25 protein-coding genes are annotated in these 18,998 nt (G+C 60.5%); 4 read left to right on the top strand and 21 right to left on the bottom strand.

Annotated features, from left to right (window positions below; genetic code table 11):
- Positions 1-8 precede the first annotated feature (8 nt).
- Positions 9-422 carry a MerR family transcriptional regulator gene (locus tag KJP28_RS18750; protein WP_153218054.1) on the top strand — a complete coding sequence of 138 codons (414 nt, stop codon included), beginning with the start codon at positions 9-11 and terminating at the stop codon, positions 420-422.
- Positions 423-536: 114 nt separating this feature from the next.
- Here KJP28_RS18750 and KJP28_RS18745 read toward each other — a convergent pair whose 3' ends face one another.
- Genes KJP28_RS18745 through KJP28_RS18680 form a run of 14 tightly spaced genes read right to left on the bottom strand, consistent with a single transcriptional unit; the run spans position 537 to position 11,808 of the window.
- Entirely contained in the window at positions 537-1,562 is a 1,026-nt protein-coding gene (locus KJP28_RS18745; protein WP_009574169.1) for a TrbL/VirB6 family protein, read from the bottom strand.
- Entirely contained in the window at positions 1,562-1,981 is a 420-nt protein-coding gene (locus KJP28_RS18740; RefSeq protein ID WP_078572064.1) for a hypothetical protein, read from the bottom strand. The genes KJP28_RS18745 and KJP28_RS18740 overlap by 1 nt, the downstream gene beginning before the upstream one ends.
- 16 nt (positions 1,982-1,997) lie before the next feature.
- A complete protein-coding gene (locus KJP28_RS18735) occupies positions 1,998-3,032 on the bottom strand; it encodes an ATPase, T2SS/T4P/T4SS family (protein WP_218394066.1) in 1,035 nt (344 codons plus the stop codon).
- Position 3,033: 1 nt separating this feature from the next.
- Positions 3,034-4,359 carry a TraB/TrbI/VirB10 family type IV secretion system protein gene (locus tag KJP28_RS18730; protein ID WP_218394065.1) on the bottom strand — a complete coding sequence of 442 codons (1,326 nt, stop codon included), beginning with the start codon at positions 4,357-4,359 and terminating at the stop codon, positions 3,034-3,036.
- Positions 4,356-5,057, bottom strand: a complete 702-nt coding sequence (locus KJP28_RS18725) for a TrbG/VirB9 family P-type conjugative transfer protein (RefSeq protein ID WP_218394064.1) — start codon at positions 5,055-5,057, stop codon at positions 4,356-4,358. The genes KJP28_RS18730 and KJP28_RS18725 overlap by 4 nt, the downstream gene beginning before the upstream one ends.
- Positions 5,054-5,704 carry a VirB8 family type IV secretion system protein gene (locus tag KJP28_RS18720; RefSeq protein ID WP_218394076.1) on the bottom strand — a complete coding sequence of 217 codons (651 nt, stop codon included), beginning with the start codon at positions 5,702-5,704 and terminating at the stop codon, positions 5,054-5,056. The genes KJP28_RS18725 and KJP28_RS18720 overlap by 4 nt, the downstream gene beginning before the upstream one ends.
- 11 nt (positions 5,705-5,715) lie before the next feature.
- The gene (locus KJP28_RS18715) at positions 5,716-6,513 is read right to left on the bottom strand and encodes a type IV secretion system protein (RefSeq protein WP_218394063.1); all 798 of its coding nucleotides are present in this window, start codon (positions 6,511-6,513) and stop codon (positions 5,716-5,718) included.
- Positions 6,510-7,676, bottom strand: a complete 1,167-nt coding sequence (locus KJP28_RS18710; RefSeq protein WP_218394062.1) for a lytic transglycosylase domain-containing protein — start codon at positions 7,674-7,676, stop codon at positions 6,510-6,512. The genes KJP28_RS18715 and KJP28_RS18710 overlap by 4 nt, the downstream gene beginning before the upstream one ends.
- A 4-nt stretch (positions 7,677-7,680) precedes the next feature.
- Complete coding sequence (locus KJP28_RS18705; protein WP_038069540.1) at positions 7,681-7,896, bottom strand: hypothetical protein; 216 nt, start codon at positions 7,894-7,896, stop codon at positions 7,681-7,683.
- Positions 7,893-10,277 (bottom strand): VirB4 family type IV secretion/conjugal transfer ATPase, encoded by a 2,385-nt coding sequence (locus KJP28_RS18700; protein WP_218394061.1) that lies wholly within the window; start codon positions 10,275-10,277, stop codon positions 7,893-7,895. The genes KJP28_RS18705 and KJP28_RS18700 overlap by 4 nt, the downstream gene beginning before the upstream one ends.
- Positions 10,267-10,545, bottom strand: coding sequence for a VirB3 family type IV secretion system protein (locus KJP28_RS18695; RefSeq protein ID WP_009574151.1), 279 nt, complete (start codon positions 10,543-10,545; stop codon positions 10,267-10,269). Before KJP28_RS18695 ends, KJP28_RS18700 begins: the two co-directional genes overlap by 11 nt.
- Positions 10,546-10,554: 9 nt before the next feature.
- A complete protein-coding gene (locus KJP28_RS18690; RefSeq protein ID WP_054540759.1) occupies positions 10,555-10,845 on the bottom strand; it encodes a TrbC/VirB2 family protein in 291 nt (96 codons plus the stop codon).
- Positions 10,842-11,525, bottom strand: coding sequence for a lytic transglycosylase domain-containing protein (locus KJP28_RS18685; protein WP_218394060.1), 684 nt, complete (start codon positions 11,523-11,525; stop codon positions 10,842-10,844). The genes KJP28_RS18690 and KJP28_RS18685 overlap by 4 nt, the downstream gene beginning before the upstream one ends.
- A complete protein-coding gene (locus KJP28_RS18680) occupies positions 11,482-11,808 on the bottom strand; it encodes a hypothetical protein (RefSeq protein ID WP_010138156.1) in 327 nt (108 codons plus the stop codon). The genes KJP28_RS18685 and KJP28_RS18680 overlap by 44 nt, the downstream gene beginning before the upstream one ends.
- 245 nt (positions 11,809-12,053) lie before the next feature.
- Here KJP28_RS18680 and KJP28_RS18675 point away from each other — a divergent pair, with 245 nt between their 5' ends.
- The gene (locus KJP28_RS18675) at positions 12,054-12,281 is read left to right on the top strand and encodes a hypothetical protein (RefSeq protein WP_218394075.1); all 228 of its coding nucleotides are present in this window, start codon (positions 12,054-12,056) and stop codon (positions 12,279-12,281) included.
- A 14-nt stretch (positions 12,282-12,295) separates the two neighbouring features.
- Here KJP28_RS18675 and KJP28_RS18670 read toward each other — a convergent pair whose 3' ends face one another.
- Positions 12,296-12,616, bottom strand: a complete 321-nt coding sequence (locus KJP28_RS18670; RefSeq protein ID WP_218394059.1) for a type II toxin-antitoxin system RelE/ParE family toxin — start codon at positions 12,614-12,616, stop codon at positions 12,296-12,298.
- A 5-nt stretch (positions 12,617-12,621) separates the two neighbouring features.
- Complete coding sequence (locus KJP28_RS18665) at positions 12,622-12,864, bottom strand: type II toxin-antitoxin system ParD family antitoxin (RefSeq protein WP_008336111.1); 243 nt, start codon at positions 12,862-12,864, stop codon at positions 12,622-12,624.
- A gap of 530 nt (positions 12,865-13,394) precedes the next feature.
- On the opposite strand from KJP28_RS18665, the gene KJP28_RS20100 reads away from it, so the two are divergent.
- Together KJP28_RS20100 and KJP28_RS18655 are read left to right on the top strand one after the other, a co-directional pair.
- The gene (locus KJP28_RS20100) at positions 13,395-13,991 is read left to right on the top strand and encodes a hypothetical protein (RefSeq protein WP_418887942.1); all 597 of its coding nucleotides are present in this window, start codon (positions 13,395-13,397) and stop codon (positions 13,989-13,991) included.
- A 236-nt stretch (positions 13,992-14,227) separates the two neighbouring features.
- Positions 14,228-15,070 (top strand): hypothetical protein, encoded by an 843-nt coding sequence (locus KJP28_RS18655; protein WP_218394058.1) that lies wholly within the window; start codon positions 14,228-14,230, stop codon positions 15,068-15,070.
- Positions 15,071-15,234: 164 nt separating this feature from the next.
- On the opposite strand, the gene KJP28_RS18650 is transcribed toward KJP28_RS18655, so the two are convergent.
- From KJP28_RS18650 to KJP28_RS18630, 5 genes are all read right to left on the bottom strand, one after another.
- Positions 15,235-15,804, bottom strand: a complete 570-nt coding sequence (locus KJP28_RS18650) for a L,D-transpeptidase (RefSeq protein WP_081979727.1) — start codon at positions 15,802-15,804, stop codon at positions 15,235-15,237.
- Positions 15,805-15,907: 103 nt separating this feature from the next.
- Complete coding sequence (locus tag KJP28_RS18645) at positions 15,908-16,456, bottom strand: methyltransferase family protein (protein WP_043754909.1); 549 nt, start codon at positions 16,454-16,456, stop codon at positions 15,908-15,910.
- 7 nt (positions 16,457-16,463) lie between these two features.
- Positions 16,464-17,402: a cation diffusion facilitator family transporter gene (locus KJP28_RS18640; RefSeq protein WP_043754913.1), complete on the bottom strand. Its 939-nt coding sequence runs from the start codon at positions 17,400-17,402 to the stop codon at positions 16,464-16,466.
- On the bottom strand, positions 17,392-18,153 hold the full coding sequence (locus tag KJP28_RS18635; RefSeq protein ID WP_043754917.1) for a transglutaminase-like domain-containing protein: 762 nt from the start codon (positions 18,151-18,153) through the stop codon (positions 17,392-17,394). The genes KJP28_RS18640 and KJP28_RS18635 overlap by 11 nt, the downstream gene beginning before the upstream one ends.
- A 93-nt stretch (positions 18,154-18,246) precedes the next feature.
- The gene (locus KJP28_RS18630; protein ID WP_043754919.1) at positions 18,247-18,981 is read right to left on the bottom strand and encodes a cytochrome c biogenesis CcdA family protein; all 735 of its coding nucleotides are present in this window, start codon (positions 18,979-18,981) and stop codon (positions 18,247-18,249) included.
- Positions 18,982-18,998 lie beyond the last annotated feature (17 nt).

The raw sequence follows: 18,998 nt of genomic DNA, 5'->3' as shown, positions 1-18,998 counted from the left end.
TCGGCACAATGAGTAACACAAGCGTGAGATCAATTCGGCGGGGCGATTTGGCCCGCGCAACGGGCTGCAACCTGGAAACCATTCGCTATTACGAGAAAATCGGGATCATGCCGGACCCGCCGCGCAGTACGAAGGGCTACCGAAGCTACGACGATGCCCACGTCAAGCGGCTGAAATTCGTCATGCGGTCCCGCGATCTAGGCTTTTCTCTCGAAGAGGTTCGCGGGCTGCTTGGGCTGGTCGATGACCGATCCCGGACATGCGCCGAGGTGCAGATCATCGCCGAAGATCATCTGACTGACGTTCAGGCCAAGATTGCCGATCTGCAGCGCATCGAGCGCGTCCTGTCGGACACTGTTGCGCGATGCACCGGCGATGCTGCCCCAGAATGCGCGGTGATCGATGCGTTACTCGATGCTTAGTCCACCCTGAAGAAGAGGGGGCAACGGACCTTCGTGAACGGCGCAGCGAAAGCCCGAAAAGTCCCGCATTGTGTGAGTTCATGCACAGTGCGGCGAAAGGCTGCTTTCTCCTTTCTACTCTCGCAAACGTTTTGCTCGTTCCGCCATTCTGACCACCTGCGCGCTTGTCGTTGCCGCGGCGCTCCGCACAGCGGCAGGCGTCTGCACCGCGCCTCGTCCGATTACTTCGCTTGTCGTGAGCGCACCGATCCGCGCCCGGCCCTTCACGCCGTCGGTATTGAAGATCCCCCGCATGATCCCGGTCGATCCAGCGACCACAGCGGGCGCTGCGGCTACCATCAGGTTCCCAGAGATCCCCCGCACAATCAGGGGCGTTGCAGCGACGAAGCCCTTGGCTAGGAACACCATGACGAAGAACGGCACGAGCGATCCGATGTTGGTTGCCGAGTTTGGATCACCGAGCTGCGCGAGAAGCGAATTCGCCATGCCGACGACGGTCGAAAACATTGCTGCGATGACGATGGGGTAGAAGGCATAGCTGACCGTCGTCGAGACCCACCTATGGAAGAAATCCTTGGTCGCGTCGAAGAGCGACAGAGCGATCATGATCGGAGCAAGGCCGAGCATGAGGGTCAGCATCATCTTGGCGAATATGAGGACGATGCCGGTCATGAAGCCAAGGAGGCTCAAAAGAATAAGCCCGATGCCGCCTAGGATCGCGCCCGTCATCCAGTTCAAATTGCTGCCGATGGCATTCAGGTACTGGCTGAATTTTTCGATCAGGATGTCGAATTCGCCGGCAAAGTGTGTGGCTCCGGCTCCTCCGCCGCCAACCGAAGACACCAGCGCGCCAGCGACGTAGTCCAAGCCTCCAATGACGGCGTTCGCTACTGCATTGAAGTTTGCCCAGTTGAAGGCGAAGAGCCCTATCAGCATCAGCTTGATCAGGTACCAGAAGAAGCTGGCCCCATCCATGCTGCGGAACTGGAATGCCATGTTGATGCAGACGCCGATTAGCGAAAGCGTGACCATCAGCAGGACGATCGTGCCGGTATTGCTTGCCACGGCCCCGAACTGGGACTCAGCCGCATCGACAAGGAACGCGTCTGCCGTTCCGACCATCCAGCTGACGACGCCCATTACCAGTTGCCTTGAGCTTCGCAGATTGTACGCACGCTCGGCTCGAGTTGCTTCCTTACTTCAATCCAGTCGCGGCGAAACGCTGAATGCTCGGCTTGGCTAAGGCCTGCATACCTTTCATGATACTCGCCATCGGAGCTACCCCAAGCGGGAAAGCGGGTTTCACAGCCGCAGTCGCCAGATTCAGCGATCTCCTCCCAGGCCCGAATTTCGTACAATTCCATCAAAGCTGCTGCCTTGTAGGCTTCCCGCGGATTGATTTCGTCCATCCAGGTCGGGCGCGCCGGACGATCGTTGCAAATCCGGTACTTTTGAGGCGACATATCGACCGTGAGATCGTTTGAGATCGGAGGCGAAGTCTGCGCCACAAGGGGGCCCGCCAAGGCGGCAAGCATGAGTGCGAGAATTGGTTTTCGCATCTGGGGGGTTCCTTTTTTACTCAGCGGCAACGGAGGGGCTCTTGTTGCCTCTGCCGTCGACCGTGTCGAGGTTCAAATCTGTGGTTTGACCCGGGAGGAAGAACTCGGTGATTCCGCGCGTGCCTTCATGGCGGCCTGCCTGAATGATCACGTCGATCGAGCCCTCAATATAATCGATCATGTCGGCATAGGTCATCGGCACATCCGTTTTCAGGGCGGCGATGGCGAGGCGGCGAACAGCAAGTTGTGGGGTCTCGGCATGCAGCGTGGTCAGCGATCCACCGTGGCCGGTATTGATTGCCTCGAGAAACGTCATCGCCTCGCGCCCGCGGACTTCGCCCAGGACGATCCGGTCGGGTCGCATGCGAAGCGTTGAAGCCAAGAGCACATCGGCACTGCGGGCATCCGTGTCCCGGTCCGCGATCAACGTCACGGCATTGGGCTGCTCGGGGCGCAGCTCGGCCGCCTCCTCGATGGTGATGATCCGTTCCTCGGGCGGGATCAGCGAGAGGATCTTGCGCGCTGCGACCGTCTTGCCGGTCGATGTACCGCCCGAGACGATCATGTTTAGCTTGTTCTCGACGCAAAACCGCAGCGCGGCGTCGATGTCGCCGGACCTCACCACATCGCGCAGCGCGGCGTTCCGTTCCCGACGCAGACCCTCAAGGCTGCGTTCCTTGCCGAAAAGGAATCCGAGTTTGATCTTCTCAAGCGGCAGGGAGGAGAAGAACCTAAGAGAAATCGAGAAACCGCCCTCGACTGCCGGCGGCTGGATCACCTGCGCCCGGATAGGTCGGTCGCGATAAAGGATCGAGACCGAGACGATGGGCTTCTTGGTGCTGAGCGTGGTCGAGGCGGCGGAGGCGATCTGGTTGCCGAGGTCCTTGATCTCGGTCTGGCTCAGCGGGCTGCCGAGACCTCGCATGAAGTGATCGCCCTGGAACTCGCCCCAGACTTGTCCGTCGGGATTGATGCAGATCTCGATCGTGTCGTCGCGCAGGACCTCGGGGCCGAAACGGTCGAGCGACGCTTCCAGATAACTTGCAGCCATGTCAGAAAATCTCGAGGTCACGATCAACCATGACCGTGATCCGTGTACCCTGATCGACATGTATCACTGGCCGGATCGCCAGATAGTCCTGCATCACGCTTTGCGTGCTATCGCGCAGGTCGGTGCCGACATCACTCGCAATATCGGCCGCCGCCTCGCTGTCGATTTGACCCGCTGCAGCCGCAGGCAGGGCGCCGATCAAGGAGATCAGCGCGGCGGAGCCGAAGCGTTGCGCGAAACGGGTGTCGACAAACCCGGTGGTGCCAGTACGGCCGAGTTCGTCTCCACCGAAGGCGCTGATCTGCACGGTCTGATTATCGGGCAAGATGATCCGGTCCCATGCCACCATGACGCGCGATTGGGCAAGTGCGACATCGGAGCGGTAGCGCCCGATCAGCCGCGCGCCGCGCGGGATCAGGATACGCGTTCCATCGAAAGAATGGACGTCTTCCGAGACGATGGCGCGGATCGCGCCGGGTAGTGTGCTGGCGAGGGCCGTCTCTGTCACAGCCTGAATCATGGTGCCCTGAACAACCGTGTTCGATGGGTTCGCGATCACTTCGGCACGTGTCACCTGTGCTGGTTGCGCGCCCGAACGAACAAAGGCTTCATCTGCATTCAGACGCGCGGCTTCCAGCGTATTCTCCCTATCCGCACCCGCGCCCATCCCGGAGAAGGCGATCATAGGAGACGCGATACGCTCTGCGCGGGCCTCGGCTTCGGCTGCGCGCCGCCTTTCGAGTTCGGCCAGCCGCAATTCTTCTTCACTTGGTCCCAATGAGGTCGGCTCTGGTGGCGCAAGCCTTGCAAGTTCCAAGTCCATTCGGAGCTGATCCAATTCGCGATCCCGCTCTGTCAGCTGCCGCTCGAGGGCACGCTGCGCCTCGGCGGATGCTTCCTGTAAGGTGGCAATTTGCGCCGTCAGGTCCGCAATCGCCTGCTCCGCCCCGCTGTCCGCGGCCTCGGCCGGTCTTGCGCGTAGTTCCTCGAGTTCCGCTCTCAATGTCGCAAGACTTTCCATCAGCGCGAGTTCCGACTCGCTCGGACCTGTGTCCGTAGGCGGGGCTTGGCTGGGCTCCGGGGCAGAAATCGGCGCCAGATCTCCGAATCCGGGGCCGCTGCTCTGGAACTCTTCCGGCGCGGCGGTCGCCATTGGCGCTTCTGCCGACGGCTGCAGGGCAGCCCACGCCAGACCACCTGCTGCCGCGATGCCGACGACTCCAAGAATCGCGGCAAGCGGCGCAGGCCGCTTGTTGGCCTTCGCTTTGCCTGTCGAACCTTCGAGAGCCGCGAGGCGCGCGGCGAGGTCTTCCGTACCGTCGGTCATGATGTGGCCTGCCCTGCGTCCTGGACGCAAACCACAACTTCGCCAAGGCGAAGGACCCATTGTCGGTTGACACCGGACACGCGGATGACACCGTCACTCAAGGCTTGGCTGTTCACCGCGCGTTCCCTGCCGTTCGAATATCGGAAGATGGCGGGCACCGGCGCATTCCGTGCGAACCGGAAATACGTGAAGGTACCATCATCCCAGATGGCCGTCGGCGTGAACTCTTCTCGGGCGCTGACCGCATAGTTCGCGTTCGGCGCATCGGCCGCAACTGCCCTGGTGGGTTGCACGCGGTTTTCGGGATAGCGGAACTGCACGACATAATGCGGCGTCTCCCGGGCTTCGACGACATGGAAGTAGTAGGAGCGGCGGTTGGTGTAGACGGTGATGTTGGTGGCGACGCCAGATGCTGTCGGCTTGATGGCGAAGGCACGGCCACCCGGGACACCGTCGAATTGAAACCCGACCGTGTCACCGGCGATGATCGAGCGGATGGTTTCACCCTCACCGAATTCGACTGTGGTGACGCGGGTCAGAGTCGTGACGACACGGTAAACCTGGCCTTCAGTCCAGGTCGCGACGCGCACGCGATTGTCATGAGAACCTGGGCGGGGCGTAGTTTCGGCCAAGGCAGTCGTTCCCGCGAACGCGAGAATACCGGCGGCCAGCAGCGCAGAGATTGGAGTGCGAGTCATTCGGAACGGTCCGATCGGATGGCATATTGGGTAACGGTGAAACCGAAAGGGTTTTGCCAGACATCGTCGATCGCGCGGGTCCGCTCCGGCCGGAATTCGAACATCAACGTGGCGGTGAACGATCCATCCTGTACCCCTTGCGGGCTTGTCAGGCGCTTTCTGAGCCGCACCTGGGCGCGGTTCTCGCCAATCAGAGTGATCGATGCGATCTCAACGGCCATCTCGGCCGCAGCCCCGTATCGCGTCGGCGGATAGCTCTCCTGACCCGATGTCCACATCGCGCGCATGCCGGCCTCGGCCGACCCGGAAGACTGTGCCAGGACGCGGCGGACACGAAGATCGTTGTCGAGCTGGTTGTAAGTCTCGCGGTCGAGAATGTAGCGATAGATTTGTGCTTCGATCACGGCAGGTCGTTCGGCAAGCGAAACGGTTTCAACCGTGGCATTGGGGAGCGCCATCCCGGTGGCGGGATCGTAGGGCACAACCACGGGAGGCGGCGTCTCGACCATCAGCGCGACAGCCGCAGCCGTCAAACAGCCGAATACGCCAAAGCCAGCCCCGGAAATGCCGATCATCCGCCAGAGCTGTTCCCGGCGCAGGGCACCGTAGACAAGCTCTTCTTCCACGAGTTCGCGCGCACTCGTCACCCCTGCCCCACTCACGGCTCAAGATCCGGCAAGGTGAAGTCCATGTAGCGGCGTTCTTCAGCAACGGTGGCGGCGTCAACTACGCCTGCATTGCCAGCGCCCAGGGTTTGGATCGCTTCCAGCTCCCACATCCGGGTCATGGCGATGGCGAGTTCCGCCGTGACGCGTGTGTTATGATCCATTGATGCTTTGAGATCTTCCATGTCCGGGATCATCTCGACCAGACGTTCCACCCGTTCGAGAGACTGTTCCGCCTCTGCGTGGCTATTCTGCGCCGCCGCCGACATCACAGCACCTGTGGTTGCTCGCGTGGCCACGCCTTCAGCGCCCGGATTGCCGCTGGTGGCGATTTCGCGGAGAGAATCCTCGTCGAACCCGGCACTTGCCAGCGCCTGTTCCATCTGCGTGCGCATGGGCCCGGCATTGGGCCCGATGAGCGCGCTCCAATCGCCCGCCTGGATGCCTCGGATCAGGCCGGGGATGTCTTCGAAGTTGGCCTCAAGCAAGGTGTCGAGGTCCCCGCCCATGGCAAGTCCGAGGATGCTGCGCGGCCCGGTGAGCGAGGCATACATCTCGTTCAGCTGATCGAGTTGGCTTTGCAGCATGTCCAGTTGCTCCAACGCATTGTCCAGAAGATCGGTCTGGATCCCGAAATCCTGCAGCATCTGTTGAAGCTGGCGGATTTCCTGGGCAATGTTCTGGGTGTCCACCGTGGGCACACCCTGTGCCGCGACAGGTCCGGTGACATCGAGGGCAAGCGCGAGAGCGATGCTACCGGCGAAAAGGGAACGGGGCAGGCGCAGGTTCAACGCAAATCCTCCTGACTGAAATCCATGAATTGCCCCTCGACAGCCTGGGCTGCCGCCAAGGCGATCTGCTCGGCGCTGAGTGGCTCGGTTCGGGCGGCCTTGATCCGGGTCCGGATTGCAACCAGCCGGGCCAGTTCGGCCCGGGCATAGGTGTTGAGCGCGATGGCCTCGTGGAGATCCTCGGTCTCACCAATGCGGGTGATGATGTCCTGAACCCGCAGGGCGGCGGCACGGACCGAGACCAGCGAATAGTCGCCATAGACCCCTGCGCCATGGGCCGAGAGGCTGAAACTCGCGTTGGCGAGGAGCACAGGGTCGATGGTGCCGAGCGCATCGATGCCGCCTACGGCCGCGAGGTAGCTGTTGTACTGCTGCGGGATCACCACGACATAGTGCTGGGTTTCCGCGAAGGGCGGCACACCGCCATAATCCTGCACATTGCCCGGACCGGCGTTATAGGCGGCGAGTGCATGAATGATGTTGCCATCGAACATGTTCAGCATCTGGGCGAGGTAGCGCGCGCCACCGGTGACCTGCAGATAGGGATCGTCGTAATACGCCGGGTAGATCCCGAGATCGCCCGCGGTACCGGGCATGATCTGGGTAAGTCCGAAGGCCCCCACGGGTGAGCGTGCCCCGATCTGGAAACGGCTTTCCTGCCAGATCAGCGCCTGCAAGAGACAGCGCCATTGCACGAGCGAAAGACCTGCGCGGCCGACCCCGGACAGACTTTGGGTGTCGCGTGCTGCGCGGATGATCAGCTCCTCGATCCCCTCCCTGGCATCGCCGAACATCCGCGCTGCCGCTGGATTGGTGTCCTCGGGCGCATAAAGACTGGCGGCCGCGCTTTCGACGTCGTCTACCGCCCCCTGCCCCGCCTCGAGCCCCGCCACGGTTCCGGCCACGTCTCCAGCGCCAAGCGACATGGCATCCATCAGCCCTTCGAGGGAGGCGAGTTGCTGGCGCTCGATTTCGGCCAGTTCCTCCTCGCGGCTTAGCCGGTCCTGCTGCAGTGCCAGGTCCCGATCGGTCTGCTCAAGGATGGCCTGCCGCTCTGCGAAGAGGCGCAGATCGAAGGTCGGCACGCCTTGGGCGACCGCTGGCCCCGCCGTGGGACCTGCCAGTGCAAAGCCGATCATCGAGAGAGGAAGCCAGGTCCGCATTGGCTCAGCCGCCCGCCCCCAAGAGGACGAAATCGCAGGCCGTGTCGCGGCGCGTGACCTCCGCCCCCATGGTCGAGATCGTGGCGGTGGCGGTTCCTGCCTGCGCAGGAGCCTCGCGAAAATTGAAGCAGTTGGCTTGCGGGGGGTTATGCTGCGCACAGGCTGTCAGGGTCAGGCCGAGCCCGAGCAGCGCGACGCTGCGAATGATGGTGCGGGTCATGTCACTCTCCAGAAATCAGGGCGGTCCCGGTAGTCGGAGCCAACGAGGGCCTCGCCTTTCTCCATGCCGCCAAGGATGGTCACGAGGTGGCCGAGGGCGCTGAGATCGGCATCGATCACCACAGCACCCCGGTCATCGCGCACGAGCGCGAGCCGCGAGGTCGAGCCGACGCCCAAAAGCACGTCGAGTTCTTTCTCGGTCAGGCCGAGCATCGCGTAGTCAGCGGCCGAGGCGCGGATGTTGGGCAGAAGCACCTGGGTCGGCACCGCTTCCACGATGGTCTTGCCGGTGCGGGTGCGCTCGAGCTGGCTGGCATATTGGGTCATCATCACGACCACGGCGTTCTGCTTGCGGGCGGTCACCAACCAGTTCGAGAGCCGCTCCGCGAAATAGGCGTTGTCGAGCGCCTTCCAGGCCTCGTCGATGACAATGATCGTGGGCTTGCGATCCTCGATCACCCGCTCGACCCGGCGGAAGAGGTATGACAGGACCGCCATGCGTTCCCGCTCGCTCTCGGAATCGAGGATGCCGGTGAGGTCAAAGCCCGCGACATCCCCGTCGATGCTGAAGCTGTCCTCGGCATTGGCCCCGAAGATCCAGCCGTAGCGGCCCTCGGCCGTCCATTCCTGCATACGCTCGAAGAGATCGCCTTCGTCGTCGGTCGAGACCAGCAGCGAGGCGAAATCCGACCAGTTTCGTAGGCCCGCATGTCCTGCGCTCGCGTTCTGGCGCACGACTTCCTGCAATCGGTTGGTCTGAACCGGGGTCAGCGGTCGATCGCGCCGCTCTAAGAGGCTCGCGAGCCAATCAGCAAGCCATGCCTGGCCCCGCACGTCGATCTCGGTCTGGAGCGGATTGAGGCCCGTGGGGCGCCCCGCCCGCACGGTCGAATAGCTGCCGCCGAGCGCGCGGACGGCCATTTCCATGCCGGCGCGATAGTCGAAGACGAAGACCCGCGCACCGGCGCGGCGGGCCATCGTCATCAGGAAAGCCGCCAGTACGGATTTACCGGAGCCGGGACGTCCCAAGATCAGCGTGTGGCCTCCCGTGGGCTCGCGATCCGGCGCGCCCTGTTCGTGGAAGTTGAAGCGAAAACCGCTGCGCTCCGGCGTCGGGAAGAGTGTGATCGGCACGCCCCACGGCACCTCTCGCCCAGTCTTTCCGAGCGGGGTGCGGTGGAAGGTAGCGAGATCGGCGAAGTTGTGGTTCGTGATTGCGGCCTTGCGGCTGCGCGCCCCGCTATTGCCGGGATGCTGCGCCATGAAATGCGCCCGCGCCCCGAAGGCTTCCGAGATCAGGTTGATCCCGGAAGTGGCGGAGATGTTGCGGATTTCGGCCGCGATGTCGTCAAGCGCCGTCTGGGTGCGGGCATAGACGGCCACGGTCATGTGGTGCTCGCCGAAGATCAGGCGTTTGGATTCCAGATCGTCCTGCGCGAGTTCCAGTTCCTGGGCGAGACTGACGGCTCCGTCATTGGCGGCCTGCATGAGCCGCAGCTGCCGCTTGATCCGGCCCGCCATGATGTTGGCGTTGATCGGCACAAAAGAGTGCGTGACCACCATGTCGACGGGCAGATTCAGCTCGTCGAGCATCAGGCTGTCCGTCTTGGCCGGGTAGTTCTTCACCGCAAAGATCGCCCCGAGCTTGTCGCCGACGGCACCGTCTGAGAGTGCGATGCTCGTGCCGCGGAAGGTGACGCGCGTATTGGCTACGTCCTCGGCAATCACACCTAGGCGCGACAGGGGGAAGAGCGGGTGCTCCTCGCCTGTGTTGAGTGAACCGAGGAAGCCCAGAAGCTCGCCGGTGCTTGCAGCCAGCAGGCGAGGCTTCAGCTCATCGAAGGAGGACAGCAGAAACCCCACAACCTCGTCGAGCTTGCGCAAGCGGCGGGTGGTGTCGGCCGCATGTCGCGAGCGAGACGCCCCAAGTCCGAACGGCAAGCGGCTGCCGGTCTCAGGTCGCTTCAGCACGGTCAGAGTCAGCGTCTTGTCGCGCAAACCCGCGCGGCCGAGATGCGCGTGCCATCGTTCGTCGACGGCAGCCGCAAACCCTTCGCCCGGAACGGGCGGCAGGGTCACGTCGACCGCTTTCGACACCTTGTGCAGGTAGAAGGAAAACTCCGTCCCCACCTGCGCGACGATCCCGGCGAGGAGCCCGCCGATCCGGTCGAGATGCGCGTCCTCGCTCGTGGTGCTGTTTACCCCTTCCAGCCGGATGCATTGCATCAGCTCATTGCCGCGCGTCCGGATCGTCCGGTCGGTCACGAGGCTCACATAGGGCAGCATCGCGGAGAGCCGCTTCTCGCCCTTGACCCATGCCGGCAGCGCGGTGAGCGGATCGAGGGCGTCGGCCACGTCATCGGCAATTCCATCACGGGGCATAGCTGTCGCCCCCGTGGAGCTTGCGGTTCGTCGTGGGCGGGGTTTCCTGCAAGGTGATCACCAGGACATCGAGGAAGTTCGGATCCCAGTCCGCGGCTTTCCAAAGCGCCGGCCAGGCCAGGCCCGCGAAGACGGCCACCACCCAGCTCTGCACCCAGAGGAACAGAAGCGTCGAGCCGAAGAGCCAGACCATGGCGTACATGATCGGCAAGCCCATCAGCTTGGGTGGCCTGAGAAGGCCTATGAACACGCGGGACTGGTCAGCCATGGACGGAGCTCAGGTGGTCCAGATGGCGGCGACGATGGTGGGCGCCGCGGCGATGCCCGCGATTGCAACCACGACCCAGAGCGCCTGACGGAAGTCGAGGATGCCGAAGAGCCAGGAGAGGAACACGCCGATCAGCGCGAGCGTGCCGATCACAATACCCAAGGGGCCGGTGATTGCATCGACGATGCCTTGCAGCAGGGTCTGCACGGGCGACAGGTCAATGCTCTGCGCAAGCGCTGGACCCGCCAGCACGATAAGGGCCATCGCGCCGAGCGCGACGATCGAAGGTCTCGATGTCATGAAGAATCTCCTCTGAGCCGCTCAAACACGGCTGTCACACGGGCCACATGCCCTTGGGTTTCTCGAAAAGGGGGGATGCCGCCGTGGCGTGTGACCGCCTCAGGGCCAGCGTTGTACGCCGCAAGGGCCAGAGAGCCCTCGCCGAACTGGTCGAGCATCATCAGCAGGTAGCGGGCTGATCCGTCGAGGTTTTGCGCAATGTCATGTGGGTCCACGCCGAGGTCGCGGGCGGTATCTGGCATAAGCTGCCCAAGGCCTATGGCACCGACAGGGCTGCGTGCAGCCGGATTGTATGCGCTCTCGACTTCGATATTGGCCCGGTAAAGGAGCGCCCAATCAGTGACTGAAAGCCCTGCGCGACGCAGCGCACCATGCCCGGCATACCGCAGAGCCGTGGTCTCGATCGCGTGGAGGATTTCTGGGGTGGCGCGGGCGGCGGATCGAGCCGGGATCGCTGGCTCGCTCGTTGCGTCAGGAACGCGAGGTTTTGCGAAGAGAAAAAGGCGCCCGTTTGCCTCTTGAGAAGAGGAAATCAATTGGCCGTCTGGGCCAACCGAGAAGATGAAACCGTCGGCCAGGGCCGGGGGCGCGGAACAAACGCCTGTACCCAAAGCAACGACGAGCGCAGTCGCGCGGTCAGCTGCCTTTGACCGGAGGCGCGGCGTGGCGCTCGCGGCCACCTTCCTCAAGTGGGATGCTAGCGGTCGTACAGCCCATGTCGGCCAGGAAACTGACAAGACCAACGATGGTTTTGAAGTCGCGGAGCTTGAGGACGCTTCGGCTGGTGACGAGCATTTTGTCGTCACGCCCATCAGTGGCGACGGCGCGGATGACCCACGAGCCGTACCAGCTGTTATGGCGCTTCTCTGCTCTCTCCTTGCAGACCACCTCAATGAGGTAGCCCTCGGCGAGCAAGCCGCGCAGTCCGTCTTCTGTAACCACATTCGGGGCTTCTTCTATCATGGCCTTCCCTTGGGTCCTTGTTCTGCCTGGGTGCAGTATCAGGCCCACGGGGTCGCAACACCGTGAGCGATACAAAACAACATTAATGATAGCAAGACAATAATAACGTGTTGACGAAGTTCGCCTTGCTCCGATAACGGTGATAGCCGACAGAATGATAATCTTAAAGGCGGCAAAGGAGTTTTGCCCTGCGGTTGTTTATTGCGCGCAACGCACCGTTGCTGTTCGCTCTCCTGCTTGGAAGCATGCCGGTAGCCGCGGCTGCGGATTGCGTACCTCCCGAACGACCGTTCTTGCCGCAGTCGCAAGAAGACATTCGTGCCTATGCCGATCTGCTGCGTTCTGATTTCGAGGGCTACATCGCTGATATCCAGGAATACTTCCTGTGCCTTGATGCCGAGCGCCAACGCGCGTTTCAGGAGGCGCGCGAGGTCAGTGAAGACTATGGAAGACTGGTCGAGCTATTGGACTGAGCAATCGCATGGGCTTAACCGCCGTCGAGATCCTCGTAGTAGACGAGCGCGGGCATGTTGCGGCGCTGATGCACGATGCGCAGGATGACTGCCGCGCCATCCGCCGCATCGAGCCGCTTGTAGAAGATCACGTGACGCTGGCAATTGACGGACCGCATCCCCGGGACAAAGAGACTCCTGTCCCGGCCCGCTTCGGGATCCCCGGTGATCCGCTCGAAGGCGGTGACCAACTGGCGGTAATAGACGAGCCATTGGTCCCTGCCCCAGGTCTCGACGGTGTAGGTGCGTATCTCTTCGAGGTCGGACCTGGCCTGTCCGGAAAGCCGAATCGTCATGCGGGTCAGCGATCAAACGCATCCGGTTCGAAGGCTTGGGCATCGAACTCGGCGAAGTCCCCATTTTCGGCCAGGGTGGCTGCCATCTCGAGATCGGCCTTGAGGGCGTAGAACTGCCGCGCGCCATCCTTCTCCATCAGCATCCTTACGCCGGCGCGCACGACTTCGCTCAGATTGGCGTAGGCGCCGGACTCGATCTGCGCCTGCACATATTTCTGCATCGGTTCGGTCAGGTGGACGTTTGGCATCAGACTCTCCTATCCATGCTCAATCGTATCAGATACTGCTATAAATCTTCAAGCGCATGTTCGATCCCAACATAGGCCACAACACAGGATCGTTGCTCCACCCGCCCTTCCGTTCCCGGATTCCAGCCGGGGAACCAAGCCCTATAGTTTTCCGACACTGCCCTTCCTGGGACCATGGGCGCTGCGACACGCCGTTTGACGGGCTCATGCGGTCTGTTCTTCCGTGACCGCTTGCGTGGCCGCATGGAAACACCACATTTTCCTTTTTTCGCAAATGTTTGTTTGGCATCTAACGTGAAATGAAGCCGCAATTTTGGCCGCTTTCAAGACGCCACAAGAGCCCAAACCGGCGTCAGATCTTGGAAGCTGTCTCGCGACACAAGCGAACAATCGCAGGTCACCATCAATCAAATCTCCTTGCCATCATTAATGTTGTTTCGTATCGCTGCACCATTATAGATGGAGTCGGCATCATGAAGCACGTGATCCACGGCGTGGCCACGGCCACAGCAATAAGCATATCCGGACTAATGGCCTCGTCAGCACCGGCTCAGGCCTATCAGGTGGACTGTGCGATCCTCCTCTGCCTTGCGGGCGGCTGGCCTGCCTCCGCGCCCTGCGCACATGCTAGAGCGGTCTTCATTCGGCGGATCACACCATGGCCGATCGAGCCACCCTTACAAATCTGGCGGTGTCCGATGGGTGTGTCGTTAAACGATCCCAGTCCGATGTCGCCCATGGAACGCCTTTATGAGATCACGTTCCGCGATCCGCCCGAACCGCAGGAATCGACTCCGATACCCCTTGTTCGCGTCCAAGCGGATGAACAAGCCGACATCGACATCTCAGGCGACGCCTTTGACTTTGTTCGGAGCATTCGCGTGTATCACATCCAGTACCGGCAGCACGAAAACCGAGATGGTGACTGCAATCGCAGCGACTCCACGCGGTTGGGGTCCTACGGAGTGCAAGGCGATTACCGATGGACAAGATCCAACGTGGGCCAAGTGCCGGCCGCATCCGGCCTGAGCATCCCGAATGGATGCGGCAGCTACTTCTACCGCTCCGTCTTCGTCGACTGGCGTGATCACGCCGGGAACTATGGTTCTGAAGAAGTTCGCTACTGACAAAATCTGCACGCGGTCTTGCCGCGCGCGTCCTCACAACCCCGCACGAAAGGCTGTGCAAAACCCCTAAAAAGGAGACGACGCCAGACCGTGAAGCCTGACGCCGTGCAAGAAAACTCCGTGAACAAGAGTTTCCTAGCGCACGGCTAAGACACCTGCAACCAGCAAAGTTGTTTTGCTGGCAAGAATGTTGTTTTCTCACGACATGGCGTCGGATCTCCAAGGAGACCTCGACCATGGAACCTACGACCGGCCTGATCCTGCGACGGATCACGCAGACAAATCTTTCTGTTGCAGCGCACAAGCTGGCCACCCTCATCCTTGATGCCATCGCCTGGAAGGACGGCTACAACGGTTTGTCGCGCGGAACGGCAGCCTTCACCCTCTCTGCTCTGGCGGAGAAGATGGGTGTCTCACGACAATATCTTTCAGTTCTTTTGAGCGAACTTGAGACGTCGGAGTTGCAGCTCGAGCGGGCGAAGCCGAATGGCAAGTTCGCGCCTTGGATCTTTCGGTTTTCCGCCTTCGACGAGGAGATTGAAACCCATGATCTCGTGTCAGGTGAAGGTGACACATCACTATCTAGAGATAATAATAACAAAACTATCTTCTCAGGACTGATCGACATCACCGCGAGTTCGCACGTTTTTCAGACCAGTTGGGCAGAGCTCATCAAAGCAGCGAAGGCCACGCTGCCCTGCTGGAACGTTGACACCCAGGTCATCTGGGATCGCTTCCTCGCCTTCAACCGGTCCCGAGGCAACGGGAAGGTGCCGGCCGGCTTCCTGCTTGGCTTCATGCGCCGATGGCGGAATTCGCCGGGGACTCCGCCTCGTCCCGAGGTGAAATCATCGCAGAAACGGGTACCAGACCCCAAAGAGCGCGAATTGCTGAGACAGATGCAAGCCGCCCCGACTGCGAACCGCCAGTTCCATGCGTCCGACCTGTGTCGTTTGATCGGTCACGCTGCCTACGAAGCGCGTGTACTGGATGTAATCCGCCAGTTTGGGTGTCAGAGGTTTTCAGCGACGTTGGCAGTGCACGGACGAGCGGTGTTAGCAGGGGAAATTTCCAGGTAGCTTCGCTTGCCAGGCGTTGGAGCCGGGGAAACCCGGCGTGTGAACGTCAAGATCCGATAGTGAAGTTTATGTAAAATAATAACGCTTCTCTTCGGAGTTCCGAAAGCGTATTTTGTGACATTTATTCACCGACGCACTACGATGCTTGAATAAGAAGCCGGCATCTAGAAAATCCTGACCTGCGTACCAACCTCCGCCAAATCAAAAAGCTCCGCAATGTGCTCGTTATAGAGGCCGATGCAACCGTTGGAAGACTGGCGTCCGATCTTGCGAGTGTCGCCGGTGCCATGAACTCGATAGTATTGCCAGGAAAGATAAAGAGCGTGTGTCCCGAGGGGATTGTCCGGACCCGGAGGCCAATAGTCCGGCCACTCAGGATTGCGTTCTTTCATGGACGGCGTGGGTCGCCAACTTGGGCCTTCGACCTTCCGGATAACGCGAGTATAGCCACGGCGCGTTAGTTCTTCAGACGCCGGTACGCTTGATGGATAGAGCTTATAGACGCTTTCGTCCTCAGACCAGAATTGAACCGCCCGCGAATTGATATCGCAAAGGATTGCGCCATGTTCAAGATCATCGAAGTGCTCCTGCCAAGAGTCGACTTTGAACGATGAGATGTTTCTTCGCACGGCATTTGGCTCTGGCTCTTGGGCGCGAAGCAACCCTGGCACAGATAGGATTCCGGCCGCAGCCGTGCATAGAAATTGGCGTCTTGAGCGGACATCGAGCTTCATACTCTTAGCCTCTTTTCTGATTACTCTTTAATTGAATTGGTAGTGCCTCTAGTAGCTAGAGGTTCAATAGGTGCAAGGTTGACGTTTTCGTGAGTTAACCTGTCTACAGGTAGCGTCTCGTCTTTGCACAGTAGTTATCGAACTCGCGCCCAAAGCGCTCGCGCAACCAGTGCTCCTCGGCGAAGGGCGCGATCATCAGTACGGCAATCGCCAGTATTCCTACCACCAGAGCAATTGGTGATGCAGAAAGAACCAGCCACCCAAAAACCATGAAGGCATCGGCAACATATTGCGGGTTGCGCGAGTAGCGATATAGGCCGTTTGTCTTTAGCGTTCCCTCGGCACCACCCGTTTGCGCAATCCCGAATCTATTAACGGCACTCCAAACCACGACATTCGACAAGACGACGATTGGGATGCCCAACCCATATCGCAACCAAGCCGGCAACACCATTTGGCCCCAACCAATAACTCCAAGTGCGATCAGTGTCCCGAACAACGCAAAGGTTGGAACCCAGACGACGACTGGCGTCCAGGCACTGTAGGTTTTCGGCGGCCATATGCGTCTCGCAGGATAAACAATCGACCAAACCAGCGCACCGAGAGTAGCTGCAGCAATCAGAAAACCGATGATGACAAGCACGGCAGACATCTAAGACCTATTGACCCTGGCGCTTGTCATGACCGAACAGTGGAGCCTCGGCATCACAGGCACCTGTGCGCTCAAACTCCAGAGTGGAGTGATTGATCCCAAATTCTGCACCAATCTGCGTCTTTAGCTCTGCCTTGATCTGTTCCAACCGGTCCCATGCGGCGTCTTCGACCACGACATGGGCATCGAGCGCCGGCGCATTTTCTTCCATCTGCCACAGGTGCACATGGTGCACGTCCCTGACGCCATCTGTTTGGCGCAGGGCAGCCACCACCTGCTCCCCGTCAATATCCGGCGGAGAACCGAGCATGAGGGTTCGGACAGGGCCACCAATCTCAGTGAAGGCCAGGTACAGAATGTAAATCGCGATCCCGATTGTGATTGCGGGATCAACCCAACGCATGTCATAAAGTATGATCAGTGTGCCGCCGACAATCACGGCGACCGAGGCCAGCGCGTCCGAAAGATTGTGCAGGAACAAGGCGCGGATATTCTGGCTGCCCTTCTGCATCGAATAGGTCAGCGCCGCCGTCAGGGCGTCGACGACCAGCGCCAATCCCGCGATGATAACGACAGTCCACCCTTTAACTTCGGGCGGTTCAAACAGGCGGATGCCGCCTTCGTAGATAAGATAGAGCCCGATCACGATCAGCGTTGTGTAATTGATCAAGGCTGCCACCGTCTCGATCCGGCCATAGCCAAACGTCATCCGTTCATCGGCTGGCCGACGTGCAATCTTTCGGGCTGCAAAGGCAATGACGAGCGCGGCCATGTCCGAGAAGTTGTGAAGCGCATCCGCGATCAACGCGAGTGAGCCTGCGAAAATGCCGCCCACGATCTGGGCGACGGTCAGAAGTCCGTTGGCCCAAATCGCAATCGCCACGCGGCGATCCCCACTGGACGGGTCCAAATGGGCATGGCTGTGACCGTGGTGATCATGTGGCATGGGTCTCTCCCCCGTGCAGGTGCGCAACGGACGCGTCGGGTTTCAGACGGCCCGCGCGGAAGGCCCGAACGCGGGCGTTCATCCAATGACGGATGATGTTGCGGTAGAGCCATCCACGCAAACGGCCGAACTTCTGCTCATGTTCTGCATAGAAGGCGTCGGGGGTTTCGAACGTTCCAAAATCACGAACGATACCGGTTTTCTGAATATAAGTGCTGCCGCCGCTCCAACTGACTGGTGGCGCACTCAGGCAATCCGTTCCGGCCCCGTAGCCGCAAAGGCTTTCTGTTTCGCTGAATTCCTTCTGAAGCGACTGCAGGAAGGGGGCGTCCAGAATGAAGCCTTCGAGATTGATCCAGCCCTCTTCTGTTTCGACTTCGACCCACGAGTGCAGAATTTCGGACGGTGCGAGGGGGTAGACCAGTTCGGGCACCACGCCACGCTGCAGGGCCTTGTGGATGGTGAAGCCGTGCAGTCGGCAGCGGATGCCTACGCTGCGCAGCAGTGCCATGAGAAGCGTCCCTTTCGTGTTGCACTGCCCGTAGCCGTCGGTCAGCACCGCAGAGGCGGGAATGTCGTCGACGCGGTTGTAGCCGAACGCAATCTCGTTTCGCACAAAGTCATAAACCGCGCCAATCCGGTCGACACGGGCAAGGTCATGCCAGCCACGATCTCGTATCAGGTTCGAGATTGAGGGCGAGTCAAAATCCAGCAGTCTTGTCGCGGTTAAATAGGAAACGGTGGGTGCCACAGGGTCTCTCCTCGAATCGTTCACGAGGAGTCTTAATCTCTACAGTGACTAGAGAGACAAGCCTTTTCTCAAATGTCACTTTCGATCATGATTTTATCCGATCGTGCCAAGGGCCGGGAAGGTTTCGAGCAGCCAGAAGGCAAGGCGGCTGATTTGACCTGTCATCACGCCGATACCCATCAGCACCATCAGACCGCCCGATATACGATAGAGCCATCGACCAGCCGCACCGATCCGCTTTAGCCTGCCTGCAATCTCGTTGGTGAAGAGCGCTATGATCAGAAACGGCATTCCAAGTCCTGCGGAGTAGATTGCCAGCAAGGCCATTCCGTCCGCTCCAGATGTCGCGCTCACTGCCAGGATCGACCCGAGTACAGGGCCTATGCAGGGCGTCCAGCCAAAGGCAAAGGCAAGGCCCAAAAGGTAGGCTCCGACGGCGCTGCCGCCGTCAACTTTCACGTCGGGCCTCGTGTCACGCATCATGGCGGGGATCTTGATCGCGCCCATCATGACAAGTCCGAACAAGACGATCAAAAAGCCACCCGCAAGCCCGAGTTCGTATTTCCAGCGCAAGAGCATCCCGCCCAAAAGACTTGCCCCGGCCCCGAGCGCCACGAAGACTGTCGAAAACCCGAGCACGAACCACAAACTCAGGACCACGCTGCGCGCCCGTTCGGCAATGCTGCGCGCCGCCCCGGATTTCGCGGCGGGCTGTCCCGCGATGTAAGAGACGTAGCCAGGTGCAAGAGGCAAGACGCAAGGCGACAGAAAGGATATAGCGCCACCCAGAAAAGCCGCGACGATTCCAACACCTGAGATTTCGAACATTCAATTCGTGCCTTGCT

Origin of the sequence: Maritimibacter dapengensis (assembly GCF_019218265.1) — a bacterium.
Lineage (GTDB): Bacteria > Pseudomonadota > Alphaproteobacteria > Rhodobacterales > Rhodobacteraceae > Maritimibacter > Maritimibacter dapengensis.
The sequence above is the reverse complement of the archived record's forward strand: the minus strand, read 5'-3'. Positions and strand labels throughout refer to the sequence as shown.